Genomic DNA, 13,446 nt, shown 5'->3' on the forward strand with positions numbered 1-13,446 from the left:
AATTCCCAGTGTTAGGGTTGGCGGACCGTATACTATTACTGTATCATTTATCGGATACAATAATTTTGAAGTTAAAGATGTAAATCTTCAACTTGGTGAAACTTATTCTATTAATGCTAATATGACTGATTCGTCTGTAGCATTGGAAGATGTAGTTGTTGTTGCAGAAAAAAATGCTGTATTCGATAAAAGAAGAACAGGTTCTGCAGTAAACATTACAAGTAAAACCATTAAAGAAATTCCAACAATTTCAAGATCTCAAGGAGATTTAACAAAACTAACTCCTAGTAGTGACGGAAACTCTTTTGGAGGTAGAAATAACCAATATAACAGTTTCTCTTTGGATGGATCTATATTTAACAATCCATTTGGATTGGATGCTGCTACACCTGGAGGTCAAACAAGTGCTCAACCAATTTCGCTTGATGCAATTGAGCAAGTTCAGGTTGCTATTGCTCCTTACGATGTAACTCAAGCTGGTTTTACCGGAGCAGCAGTAAATGCAGTAACAAAATCAGGAACAAACGAATTTAAAGGAACTGTTTACGGTTTTTACAGAAACCAAAATATGACTGGTAATAAAGTTGGCGGTGTAGAAATAGACAGAGCAGACTTAAATCAATTCCAATCAGGTTTATCCGTAGGAGGCCCATTAATTAAAAACAAATTATTTTTCTTTGCAAACTTCGAAGTTGAGCAAAGACAAGATTTAGGTTCTCCAATGAAAGCTAACAGAGGAGAAGCTGTTGAAGGTAATATTTCAAGAATATCAGCTGCTGATATGGATGCTGTAAGCGATGCTCTTTACAATGCATATGACTATGAAACCGGAGCTTATGAAGGCTATATGCACGATACGAAAAACACAAAAGGTATTGTGAAAATAGACTGGAATATATCTGACCAACACACTCTTTCGGCAAAGTACAACTGGCTTGATGCATCTCAGGATAAAAATGCTCATCCAAATGCAATTATCCAAAGAGGGCCTAACAGAAATACTCTTCAATTTGAGAATTCAGGATACCAGATAAATAATCAAATTAATTCTGGAATTATAGAATTAAACTCTCGTTGGGAAAATGCATCGAACAAATTAATGGCAGGATATACTAAGTTTCATGATTTTAGAAATCCTTTCTCTGATCCATTCCCTGTAATAAATATTCTACAGGCAGGAACAAACGGAATTGTTGCCGGTCACGAACCATTTTCTATCAATAACGTACTAAATCAGGAAGTATATCAGTTTACTGATAACTTTAACTATTATTTAGGTAACCATGTAATTACGGCTGGGGTATCATTTGAAAAATTCAAATTTGCCAACTCTTTTAACCTTGTAGCTTACGAAAACTGGTTTAACCCTGACTTAATTCCTTATGGTAGTCCTTACTATGGTACTTTTAGTCCATGGTTCGACCAAGAGGATGGGACAAGAGCTGTAGATAATTTTATAAATGCTGTAAATGCAGGTGCATTTGATGCAAACGTACAGAACGCTAAAGATGTAAATGCTGCTGCAAACTGGAGTTGGGCATATACAAATGTTGGTCAGTTTGCTACTTATATACAAGACAAATGGTCTGTAAACGAAAACTTTACACTTACAGCAGGTTTACGTATTGATATGCCATTATATTTTGACACATCAGAAAATATTACTCCTAATACTGACGATATTACATATTTCGATCCCGAAGGAAACCCTATCAAGTTTGATAACACTAAACTTCCAAACCAAAAACCATTATTCTCTCCTAGGTTTGGATTTAACTGGGATGTTACAGGAGATAAAAGAACACAAATTCGTGGGGGATCAGGTCTGTTTACAGGACGTTTACCATTTGTATGGATTGGAAATCAGGTACAGAATACCGGTACAGGATACTTTAACGTAACAAACCCTAATTTCGAATTCCCACAAGTTTGGAGAACTAACTTAGGTGTTGACCACAACTTTGGTCAAGGATGGATTGTTGAAGCTGATGTTCTTTATACTAAAGATATGAATGCAGCGATGGTTCGTAACTATGCGTTAGGAACTCCATCAGGAAACCTTAAAGGTGTTGGCGATACAAGACCTGTTTACGTAGGTGATGATGTTGTACGCTATGATGACGGTTTTGGAGGAACACCTGTTGCTAATGCATATATATTTGACAATGTAAGTGAAGGATATAGTTTTAACTTCTCTGCTACTGTTAAAAAATCATTTGAAAATGGTCTTTACACCAGCTTAGGATATAACTATCTTGATGCAAAAGATGTTTCTTCAATTTCTGCTGAAATTTCGGGAGATGCTTTTGATAGAAACCCTATTAGTGGAAACTCTAATAACCCGGTATTAGCTCCTTCAATGTACGGTAACAAACACCGCTTTGTGATGGTAGCAGCCAAAACTGTAGAATGGAATGAAAAATGGGTATCTACTTTCTCTCTTGTAGGTGATATAGCTAAAGGTGGAAGATATTCTTATACATATTCAGGAGATCTAAACGGAGATACGTCTCCATTGAACGACCTTATCTATATTCCTACTGAAACTGAATTGCAGAATATGCAATTTTCAGATTATACAGATTATTTAGGTAATACTGTTGCAGCTGCTTCTCAAAAAGATGCTTTCGAAGCATTTATTAATCAGGACGAATACTTAAGTGCAAACAGAGGTAATATAGCTGAAAAATATGCAATATTAAGTCCTTGGTATTCTAAATTTGATTTTAGATTCATGCAGGATTTCAACTTTAAAGTTGGAAGCAGAACTAATACTATTCAATTTACTTGGGATATCTTGAATGTTGGAAACTTACTTAACTCAAATTGGGGAGTATACCAATTACCGGTAAATACTCAACCACTTGGTGTTACTGTTGACTCAGATCAAATCCCATCTTACACATTCGATGTAGAGCAGAAATCAACTTTTGTTGATGATTTCAGTTTAATGAGCCGTTGGCAAATGCAATTTGGTATAAGATATATTTTCTAATAGAAAATTTATAAACCACACAAAATAAACACAAAAGCTGCCTTTCACAAAAAGGCAGCTTTTTTTATGACATATATCATAAAAACAATACTTTGAATAATTAATTAATAGAATATATTTGCAAGCGCAAAAGCTTATAAATACATATAAAGACTACTCTTTAGCATAATTTATAGTTTAGATTACTATAATCCCTACTGAATATAAATTTCATAATAACCCACTAAATTCAAAAGAGTAATTTATCATAGTAACATTTGTATTAACGTAATGTTTTTCTTACATTTGCACTGACGTCCGTATAGATAATTCTTACATTCGTCTTAAGTAATTATTACAAGAACTTATTTAGATATATATATAATTTTTTACATGCTAAGCATTAGAAATATCGTTTTTTTATTTGGTGTTTTATCATTGGTATCGTGTGTGTTGGGAAAAGAAGAAAACGAACTGATTGAGACAAAAACAAGCTTGTCTTCAATTGAAATCAGCAACTATCTTCCAAACTCTAGAAATTCGATCAGCAACGGTTACACAAAACTTTCTTATTCTCTAATTGGCACGAAAAACGCTGCTAATCTAGAGGAGAATTTTGGTCAGGGTGATTTAAACAACAAAGAATTATATTTTGACTCTTCTAACTATAATTTTCTTAAAAATATTCCCAAAACTACTCTGCTCACTACTGAGCTGGTAGAATCTATTATTCGAAAAAATATTTCGCGATTTAATACAGGTTATACCGAATTAGAAAATGAAAAAATGGAACTGGCAGGTGTTATTTCCAGATTAGAAAGAGATTTGATGATTACATTGGAGGTACCTGAGAATAAAACCCTTAATTGGTCTGTAGTAAAAATTTGGACTATGGATAAAGAAAATTCAAGACCTCAAATTCATTCAGTATTATTTGCGAAAGCCAACAATTTTAGCTCTATAGGGTTAATCAAAAATAACGTGATGCTAAAAGACGGAGATTTTGTTTACAGACTTGTACTAAACGATGAATTACAGTTCCATAAAGACATGAATATATATGTGTCGGTAAATATGGATGAGTTACTGGATTAAAAACATATTTCTACTCTTATTTTATACCCTACTCTACCAAATTATTTCATTCTCAAATCTAAGCAAGAAAATACTCAACATTTCTATACACTTTTTTTTCTCCGGATAAAATAGTTAATATATTCTGATATCATATATTTATGGACTATTAAACAAAGATTTTATTACAATATAGATCTCATAAATTAACCATCTATGAATACTAAAATAGTTACAATATTTTTATTAATAATTGTCCCATTTACAGTTTTTTCTCAAAGTTATCCTGACCAACAAATAATTCTAAAAAACGGTTCCGAACTTTTGTCCAATATTGAGGAAAGTAAAAATATTATTCAAAACAGCAATAATTCGTTGGAACTGGCAAGTGATGCTTTAGACGGATATTTCATTCTGAAACCTCAAAATTCTGATGATTATTTTAACAGGGGATTGCCTTCCTGGAACGGCTTTGCACCTGAAAATGAAAATTCGTCATTTAAAGTGATGATGAGGTTTAAAGTTTATAATCAGTGGCAAAGATGGGTAACAGTAGGTTATTGGGATAAGGAAATTTGGTCGAGCTATGGTTATACATCATTTACAGGAGGAAATATAGCTATAGACTATGTAAAACTAAATGAATATATCAGTGAATTTCAATTCAAAGTAGTTTTTAAACGAAACAGTACTAACTACGCTCCGCCCTCAATTGAACAACTTAGTTTTTTTGTAAGTGATTCAAAAACAACCGATAATTTATCATTGACTGATATTTACAATGATAATCCCGACGAAATATTTATTCCTACCGACCATATATATCAATATGATGTTGATGATGAGATTGGAGCAGATATATGCTCTCCTTCTACAACTTCAATGATCCTGAAAAGCTATGATATAAATGTTGATCCTTACGAATTTGCACTGAGAACCAAAGATAAGTACTGGGACTTATTCGGAGTTTGGCCAAGAGTTGTTCAGCATGCGCATGAATATGGTCTGGAAGGAACTGTAAACAGGTACAGAACATGGAGTGAAGCATACGAAGCTCTTAAATCAGGAAAAAGAATTGCCATGTCGATTGGACAGCCTTTATACAGTGGCCATCTTGTTATGTTAGCAGGATTTGACAAAAACGGTAATCCAATAGTACATGATCCTGCAAAAAGTGACGGTTACAGTAAAGTTTACAGCAAATATGACATCTCAAAGGCCTGGTTTAACAAAGGAGGGATTGCATATACATTTTACTTTAATGAAAATACAACCGCTATTGAAGATATTGAAAACTTAAATAAAAGCGTAAAAATAAGCCCCAACCCTGTGACAGGAAAATTTACTATCAGTGTTAATATTGAAAAAACTACTAAATTAAGTATCTCTATAGCAGATATCAAGGGAGTACTTATTGGCAAAATATTAGAAAAGGAGAAAGTACTGGATGGTAAATATATTCTCCCTGTAAATGAGGACTTAACTCCCGGGATATATTTTATAAAATTAAAAACAAACGAAACTACGGTGGTAAAAAGATTAATTAAGAGATAAGCTGTTTATACTCAACTGAGGTATTCAATCCTAATTAATTAATACCTTAAATACACAAAATAATTAGAATATAATATCGAGTAAAAAAAAAGGTCATTTCAACTCAAGAAGTTGAAATGACCTTTATATAAGTTGGATTCGTTCTGGTTTTACTTCATAATAACTTTAGCAGAACGTACTTTTCCTTTTTCATCCTGAAGCTGTACAAAGTATAATCCCTGTTTAACAGCACTAACATTTATATCTGTCTTTCCTTCAATTGTTTTTGACATTACAATTTGTCCTATGCTATTGAAAAGTCTGAATTCTGACTTCCCTTTTGCTTCAATAGTTAAGATATCAGAAGTAACCGGATTAGGAGAAATTTTTAATACAGAACTTTTATGATCATGGCTAACAATGCCTAGCTGAGTCTGTGGTGAACCTAATTCTGCAATTTCAGCATCACTTAAAGTAGAAGCGAAAACTGAAACCATATCAATATCTTTATCTCCATCCCTGTCAACTTCATTGTTACCAGCCACTTTGAATGCTGCATTATCTGAATGTTCATCTGCACTGTATGGTGCAGGTCGACCATCGGTAAAGTCTCCCAGAATTTCGTGCCACAAAACACCATTTACATAAAATTTTATGTACTCTCCAAGCTTAGCAGCGTAGGTAACGCGGTACCATTCATCTACATTTATCACATTTGATGAAAAACCAATTTCAGGCTCTCCTGAAGAAGTATTCCCTACGGTACCAACCTTAAGGTTATCAATCTCCATTTCAGATGTATAACCCGAGCTTTTACTATCAGGATTTACTTCGAATAGAGAATATATTCCAGTCGCATTACTAACACGCACATCGACCACAACCGTAAAATCATTTACCCATGAACCACCTCCATTTACAGGTATTCCATGCCAAATTTTAATCCAGTTGTTTTTATTAATTTTTACAGCTTTATCGTTAATTCCATCAATAACCATATAATCTGTGCCTTTAACAGAAGCGACGTCATTACCGTCACCATCTCGATGTAAAACTCCTTCACACGAACGTTCACCCATACCTGAAGCCAAAGGAGAAGTATTATCAAATAAAGTTTCTTCAGTGCTAAAGGTATATATTCCAGTTGTTTTGTCTAAAATCGATGGACTGACAAAATTTAAATCCTGATATGCCGATTGTTGTGCATAGATTCCGGTAGAAACCGTCAAAATCAATAATGCTAATAGTAAAGATCTTAATCTCATAAGCTAAGTTTATTAAAGGTTAATTATTAATTAAAAATAAATCCTATTAATTTAGGATTATGGCTTAATGAATTATTAAACTATGCATGTGTGTAAAAGTTTTACTAATATATTAAATTATTAACAACATTTCCTAACTTTTCTAATCAATAGAATATTTTACTCAAACAGTTATTTCAGAAGAACAAATACCACATCAGTACTTTGCCAAAAAAAGCACTATTAAAAGATAAAACTCAAATAATCTAAGTAACTGCGCCAAGGATAGAAGTGGCAGCTTTTTTTCTAAAAACATTGTAAGGTTTTTGTTTGTGTGGCTGACGACAGGAAGACCCCACAAACAAATTTAACCGAACATATTTTTAGAGAAAAACTATAACGCATAGCCTGCCCGGGCGCCCAAAACAATTTTGCAGTAATGGCAATCAGATCTTTCGGCTGCGTTTCTCGCCGCTCAAGATGACGAATAAAAAGTCACCCTCTCACTACAACCTTTATGAATATTAGTGAGAGGATGACAAAAAAAAAGGGCTCTGCTAATAGCAAAACCCTCGTTATATATCGAAACTTTAAGCATATTACCTAAAGCTTATAGCCTTTTGTTAAGCAATCCCTGCAAATCCCATAAATGCAAGAGCCAACAATCCTGCTGTTACAAAAGCGATAGGAATTCCCGCCATACCTTTTGGTACGTTCGATAGCTCTAAGTGCTCTCGTAATCCTGCAAATGTTGAAAGTGCCAATCCAAAACCTACTGCGTTTGCTGCTGCAAAAATTACAGACTCTATAAGTCCGAAACCTTCTGTACCAACTGCTAAAATAGCAACCCCAAGTACAGCACAGTTTGTTGTAATCAATGGTAAGAAAATACCAAGTGCCTGATACAATGCAGGAGAAACTTTCTTAAGAACGATCTCTACCAACTGCACAAGCGATGCAATTACAAGAATAAATACAATAGTTTGCATGAATTCTATTCCGTAAGGAACTAAGATATAATTCTGAATCAGGAATGTTACAGTTGTAGCAATAACCATCACAAAGGTTACGGCTCCTGTCATACCAAAAGAAGTTTCAAGTTTTGTAGAAACTCCCATGAATGGACATACACCCAAGAATTTCGCTAAGACGATGTTATTTACAAATATCGCCGATATTACAATCATAAATATTTCCATGGCTTATTTCTTTATTGGGTTAATTTCTACCTTTTGAAGTTTAGCTTTTGCTTCCTGCTTACGTTTGTAAATATTAAGCAATGCAATAATGAATCCTAACCCGAAGAAACCTCCCGGAGCTAGTACGAAAACCAACATTCCGTCACCTTCCATGAATTTCACATCGAATAATGATCCACTACCTAATACCTCACGAACAGCTCCCAGTAATGTAAGAGCAAATGTAAATCCAAGTCCCATTCCAAGAGCATCAAGAATAGAATCTAAAGTGTTGTTTTTAGATGCAAATGCTTCGGCACGACCAAGAATTAAACAGTTTACTACAATCAAAGGAATAAACAGTCCTAATGCTGCGAATAATCCAGGTGTAAATGCCTGCATTACCAATTGAAGAACTGTTACGAAAGATGCGATTACCACAATAAATGCAGGAATACGAACTTTATCCGGAACAAACCCTTTAATCAAAGAAACAACGATATTCGACATCAACAATACAAATGTTGTTGCCAGTCCCATACCAAGTCCGTTGATCGCTGAAGTAGTTGTACCCAATACCGGACACAAACCAAGGAGCATTACGAAAACAGCGTTTTCTTTTAAAAGTCCTCTTGTAAAAATTGATGCTTTACTCATGACGTCCCCCTTTCATATAAGCGTCGTAAGCACGGGTAGCGGCATCAGAAAATGCTCTTGAAGATATTGTAGCTGCAGTAATTGCATCCACTTCTCCACCGTCCTTAGTTACCTTTAAGTTAAACTCTTTTGGATTTTTATCTCTAAACTGTACTGACCAATCCGATTTTTTCACATCCATTTTATCACCCAATCCCGGAGTTTCAGCATGACTTAAAACCGCCGTATTGATAATTGTTCCATCAGGCTTAAATCCAACCATAATATCGAATCTACCTGAGAATCCAAGTTTTGTATATGTAGAAATAGCTGTTGCAACAAGTTTCCCGTCTGCATCCATCACAGGATAACAAGAAAGAGAATCTTTGTCTGAAGCAATCATATATTTATCTCCATACTGAGCATCCTGCAAATCTGATGGAGAAACCACTTTAATAGCGTTTTCCAAAATCTTTTTATTTGCAAGGGCTATCGGCTCTTTTGTTATTTGGTAAACAAATCCAAGAAGAGCAGAAGCTACCAGGGCAATTCCCCCGAGGGCAAGTACCATGTTTACTAATGATGATTCTGTTTTATTTGCCATAACTTATTTACCGAATCTTTTAGGTTTCATATATCTATTGATAAGCGGTGTCCATCCATTCATAAGAAGAATAGCAAAAGAAACCCCTTCAGGATAAGCTCCCCAGGTACGAATAACTATTGTTAAAAGTCCGATACCGACACCAAAGAAAATTTGTCCTTTAGCACTCATTGGTGAAGTTACCATATCGGTAGCCATAAATACAGCTCCTAATAGCATACCCCCTGTTAAAAGGTGGAAGCTGGGACAAGCGTATTTTGTTGGATCAACCAGGTAAAGGATTCCTGCTAAAACTGCAGCTGAAACCAACATTGATACCGGAATATGCCATGTAATAACTTTTTTCCACAACATATACAATCCTCCCAGAATAATAGCAACAGCCGAAACTTCTCCAAGAGAACCTCCGATATTACCAATAAACATATCTCCAAGAGAAAGTTGTTTCATTATTTCTACAGCCGATTCTCCATTTCTCAATCCTTCACCCATTACTCCAAGTGGTGTAGCACCAGTTGTAGCATCAAGAGCAAAATTAAGAACTTCAGGCACAGGCCAGGAAGTCATCTCTACAGGAAATGAGATCAATAGAAATACACGACCTACAAGAGCCGGGTTGAATGGGTTTTGACCTAATCCTCCAAACGACATCTTACCTATTCCGATTGCAACCAATGCACCGATAATGATGATATGAATAGGAAGGTTTGAAGGCAGGTTAAACGCCAATAATAAACCTGTAATAATAGCCGAACCGTCCATTACTGTCGAATCCTGCTTTAGCAAGTATTTTGTTATAGCCCACTCGAAAAATACAGATGCTGCAACAGCTACTGCCGTTACCATTAATGCACCCAATCCGAAGTAGTAAACAGAAACTAGCAAAGCCGGAATCATGGCTATTACAACAGTCCACATCACTTTAGTCATAGAGTTTCCGCTATGAATATGTGGTGAAGGTGAAAGTGTAAGTTTCATACTAATAATATCTTATAAATTATTTACTAGAATTTTTTCTACGATTCTCTAATACTTTACTCTTATCCAAACGGATGTAATCCAATAAAGGACGATCGGAAGGACAAACAAAACTACATGAACCACATTCTATACAGTCCATAGTATCTTCTTGTTCGGCTCTATCCCACATACGTTTTTCACCAAGAGTCATAAGTAAAAATGGCTCTAATCCTGCAGGACATACGCTAACACACTTAGCACATCTGATACATGCATTCATTTCACCACGCCTGGATTCGTCCTGCTTCATGATAAGAACTCCTGAAGTACCTTTAGTAACAGGAACTTCAGTATCAGCAATAGCTTTACCCATCATTGGTCCTCCGGAAATAAGTTTACCGGTATCTTGTGGTAAGCCTCCTGATTTTTCAACTAATTGTTCTATTGGAGTACCCATACGAACCATGTAGTTTCCAGGATTAGAAACAGACTTTCCTGTTAGAGTAACAACACGCTCAAGCATAGGCTTGTTTTTTTGTACAGCTTCGTAAACTGCAAAAGCAGTACCTACGTTCTGAACAACACAACCTACATGGATAGGAAGTTTTCCGGAAGGAACTTCACGACCAATAAGTGCAGCGATTAATTGTTTCTCACCACCTTGAGGATATTGAACTTTAAGAGGGTGAACAGAAATACCATCGTATTTGGCAGCGATTTGCTCCATGTTTTTGATAGCATCAGGTTTGTTGTTCTCAATTCCGATCATAGCCTTAGTAACACCTAAAGCATTCATCAAAATTTTGATACCAACCATTATTTCTTCACCTTTTTCAAGCATCATTCTATGATCTGATGTCAGGTAAGGCTCACACTCTACCCCATTGATCATTAAATACTCGGCTTTTTCTCCATCAGGAACAGCAAGTTTTACATGCGATGGGAAAGTTGCTCCACCAAGACCTACAATACCAAATTCTGATACTTTTTTCTTGATCTCGTCAGCAGATGCTTTAATTTCGGAAATCAAATCTTCCGAACGGTCGATTGATTCTTCCCATGCATCCTCTCCATCAGCCTGAATAATAACAGCTTCGCGCTTATAACCCGAAGAATCTGTTACAACATCAATTTTCTTTACTTTTCCTGATACAGAAGAGTGAATATTAGCAGAAACAAAACCACCCGACTGAGCAAGTAATGTTCCAACTTTCACTTCCTGATTCTTCTTAACAACCACTTTGGCAGGAGCACCGATATGCTGAGATACCGGAATTGCATATAATCCTTTTTCCTGTGGTGCTATTATTTCTATAGCGGCGTTTGCTGATAATTTATTCTCTTCAGGATGAACGCCTCCTTTTGGAAATGTTTTTAACCCCATAATATTATTCTTTTGAAGTTGATAAATTATCATCACCATCTTTCTTAGCTTCTGGCTTTTGGCTTTTGGCCTTTGGCTCAACTTGCTCAGGTGCTGATTCTTTCTTTTCTACAGCTTTCTCCTCTTCAGCTTTTGGAGCTTCAGTTTTTGGAGCAGCCTCTTTCTTATCGATAGCCTTCTTAACAGCAGCAGGAGCTTTCTTAACTTCCTCTGCTTGTTTTGGAGCCTTTTCTTTTACCATTTTTGTTAAATCAAGTTCATCAGCTTCAACAGCTTTTTCTACTTTTTTAACAACCGGTTTTTTAGCGGGCTTCTTGTTAGGATTTTCAGCTTTTCTTGGAGGAAAATTAATATCCAAAATAGCATCTGTAGGACATTCGTAAACACATTTACGACAGCTTGTACAAAGTTCGTAGTCGATGTAAGCCAAAGAATTTTCTACGGTAATTGCATCCGCAGGACATACCTTAACACATTTACTACAACCTATACATGCAGCCTCACACGCTTTTTTGGCAACATTTCCTTTTTCCTCGTTCATACAAGCAACATAGATTCGAAGGTTTCTTTTCCCCTTCCCAATCGAACGTAACTCGAACAAGTCTTTCGGACAAGCCTCAACACATGCGTTACACGCAGTACAGTTGTCTTCATTAACTACAGGTAATCCTGTTACAGGATCCATTGATAATGCATCAAAATCACACACATCAACGCACTCTCCTAAACCAACACAGCCAAACGAACACCCTGTTTCACCGGAATAAAGATTAGAAGCAACAGTACAGTTACTAGCACCATCAAACTCATTTGTTTGAGGACGCATAGCTTCGGTACCATTACAACGAAGAACAGCAATTACACGTTCCTTTTCGGCTACTTCAAGCCCAAGGATTCCGGCAACTTTCTGCATAGTTTCGTTACCTCCTACCGGACAGTAAAGATCATCTAGGTTTTCGGCTTTCGTTGTTGCTTCAGCAAACGGACGACAACCGGGATAACCACAACCTCCACAGTTCGATAAAGGAAGAACTTCTTCTACTTCTCCAATTAACGGGTTTTCGATTACTTTGAATTTAACAGATGCAAAATAAAGTACAATCGCAAACACTACGGCAATAACCACAGCAGTAAGAATTGTATAAATTAAAACAGCACTCATATTATAGCAAAGTTTGAAATATAAAAATTAACAATTACACTCTATCTTAAAGACAAAAGTAAAAAGACAAAAGTAAAAAGTGTATCACTTTAAACTTTGGACTTTATACTTTGTACTTGTTTACTTATCATTATCAAATCTAAATTCGAACAACGCCCGAATATTATTCTTTAAAAAGAACAGACCTGCATAATAAATTGGTAGTACTCCAAGGGCTACCAGTCCTTTTATTAAATCACTTTCAGTAAAAAATGAAGAAACTACCATTGCTGCTACCATCAATATAAATGGTAAAAGATAACCTATAAATAAGGCTATAAATCCTTCACTTCGAGTGAAAACAATGTTTACTTTATCACCCTTTTTGTAGTTACGATTCTTAATAGGTACCTGCACCTCCTTAATACTAGATTCCGACGAACTACATGCTCCGGTTAATTCACATGAAGCACATGATGTTTTTTGTAAAATTTCGACAGTTGCAATCTCACCGTCAATCGACTTAATTACACCTTCGTGATCTATCTCCTGAAAATCTCCCATTTCTCTTCAAAATAACTTCTAAAACTCCCAAATTCTAAAAACGGCACAAATTTACTGAAAACCGCGTGCAAAGATATGATAAATAACAGTTTATATACTAAAGAGTCGAACATAAAATCATATCGTTATATTTCAATAAGTTATACCTTAATTA

Annotated in this window: 11 protein-coding genes; 3 read left to right on the forward strand and 8 right to left on the reverse strand. The window is 35.5% G+C overall.

Going from position 1 to position 13,446, the window contains the following annotated elements:
• From ABFR62_02340 to ABFR62_02350, 3 genes are all read left to right on the forward strand, one after another.
• Nucleotides 1-2,995 (forward strand): TonB-dependent receptor (locus ABFR62_02340; protein MEN8137248.1); only part of this gene is annotated, 2,995 nt, incomplete at its 5' end.
• 372 nt (nt 2,996-3,367) lie between these two features.
• Nucleotides 3,368-4,069 (forward strand): hypothetical protein, encoded by a 702-nt coding sequence (locus tag ABFR62_02345; GenBank protein MEN8137249.1) that lies wholly within the window; start codon nt 3,368-3,370, stop codon nt 4,067-4,069.
• Between the two features lie 195 nt (nt 4,070-4,264).
• On the forward strand, nt 4,265-5,602 hold the full coding sequence (locus tag ABFR62_02350) for a C39 family peptidase (GenBank protein MEN8137250.1): 1,338 nt from the start codon (nt 4,265-4,267) through the stop codon (nt 5,600-5,602).
• A 149-nt stretch (nt 5,603-5,751) separates the two neighbouring features.
• Here the strand turns inward: ABFR62_02350 and ABFR62_02355 are convergent, their stop codons facing one another.
• The 8 genes from ABFR62_02355 to ABFR62_02390 all read right to left on the reverse strand — a co-directional run bounded on the left by ABFR62_02355 (nt 5,752) and on the right by ABFR62_02390 (nt 13,292).
• A complete protein-coding gene (locus ABFR62_02355) occupies nt 5,752-6,846 on the reverse strand; it encodes a T9SS type A sorting domain-containing protein (protein ID MEN8137251.1) in 1,095 nt (364 codons plus the stop codon).
• Between the two features lie 602 nt (nt 6,847-7,448).
• Nucleotides 7,449-8,024 carry an RnfABCDGE type electron transport complex subunit A gene (locus ABFR62_02360; GenBank protein MEN8137252.1) on the reverse strand — a complete coding sequence of 192 codons (576 nt, stop codon included), beginning with the start codon at nt 8,022-8,024 and terminating at the stop codon, nt 7,449-7,451.
• A gap of 3 nt (nt 8,025-8,027) precedes the next feature.
• Complete coding sequence (locus tag ABFR62_02365; GenBank protein MEN8137253.1) at nt 8,028-8,660, reverse strand: electron transport complex subunit E; 633 nt, start codon at nt 8,658-8,660, stop codon at nt 8,028-8,030.
• Nucleotides 8,653-9,243 (reverse strand): RnfABCDGE type electron transport complex subunit G, encoded by a 591-nt coding sequence (locus tag ABFR62_02370; protein MEN8137254.1) that lies wholly within the window; start codon nt 9,241-9,243, stop codon nt 8,653-8,655. The genes ABFR62_02365 and ABFR62_02370 overlap by 8 nt, the downstream gene beginning before the upstream one ends.
• A 3-nt stretch (nt 9,244-9,246) precedes the next feature.
• Nucleotides 9,247-10,227, reverse strand: coding sequence for an RnfABCDGE type electron transport complex subunit D (locus tag ABFR62_02375; GenBank protein MEN8137255.1), 981 nt, complete (start codon nt 10,225-10,227; stop codon nt 9,247-9,249).
• Nucleotides 10,228-10,240: 13 nt separating this feature from the next.
• On the reverse strand, nt 10,241-11,587 hold the full coding sequence (rsxC, locus tag ABFR62_02380; GenBank protein MEN8137256.1) for an electron transport complex subunit RsxC: 1,347 nt from the start codon (nt 11,585-11,587) through the stop codon (nt 10,241-10,243).
• Between the two features lie 4 nt (nt 11,588-11,591).
• Nucleotides 11,592-12,749, reverse strand: coding sequence for an RnfABCDGE type electron transport complex subunit B (locus ABFR62_02385; protein MEN8137257.1), 1,158 nt, complete (start codon nt 12,747-12,749; stop codon nt 11,592-11,594).
• A gap of 120 nt (nt 12,750-12,869) precedes the next feature.
• Complete coding sequence (locus ABFR62_02390) at nt 12,870-13,292, reverse strand: SoxR reducing system RseC family protein (protein ID MEN8137258.1); 423 nt, start codon at nt 13,290-13,292, stop codon at nt 12,870-12,872.
• Nucleotides 13,293-13,446: the final 154 nt, after the last annotated feature.

Source organism: Bacteroidota bacterium (assembly GCA_039714315.1).
Lineage (GTDB): Bacteria > Bacteroidota > Bacteroidia > Flavobacteriales > JADGDT01 > JADGDT01.

Bases quoted from the DNA above. Each gene is read 5' to 3' on its own strand.
- ABFR62_02385 (MEN8137257.1), bottom strand. From the start codon at position 12,749: ATGAGTGCTGTTTTAATTTATACAATTCTTACTGCTGTGGTTATTGCC.
- ABFR62_02390 (MEN8137258.1), bottom strand. From the start codon at position 13,292: ATGGGAGATTTTCAGGAGATAGATCACGAAGGTGTAATTAAGTCGATT.
- ABFR62_02350 (MEN8137250.1), top strand. From the start codon at position 4,265: ATGAATACTAAAATAGTTACAATATTTTTATTAATAATTGTCCCATTT.
- rsxC (MEN8137256.1), bottom strand. From the start codon at position 11,587: ATGGGGTTAAAAACATTTCCAAAAGGAGGCGTTCATCCTGAAGAGAAT.
- ABFR62_02365 (MEN8137253.1), bottom strand. From the start codon at position 8,660: ATGAGTAAAGCATCAATTTTTACAAGAGGACTTTTAAAAGAAAACGCT.
- ABFR62_02355 (MEN8137251.1), bottom strand. From the start codon at position 6,846: ATGAGATTAAGATCTTTACTATTAGCATTATTGATTTTGACGGTTTCT.
- ABFR62_02345 (MEN8137249.1), top strand. From the start codon at position 3,368: ATGCTAAGCATTAGAAATATCGTTTTTTTATTTGGTGTTTTATCATTG.
- ABFR62_02360 (MEN8137252.1), bottom strand. From the start codon at position 8,024: ATGGAAATATTTATGATTGTAATATCGGCGATATTTGTAAATAACATC.
- ABFR62_02370 (MEN8137254.1), bottom strand. From the start codon at position 9,243: ATGGCAAATAAAACAGAATCATCATTAGTAAACATGGTACTTGCCCTC.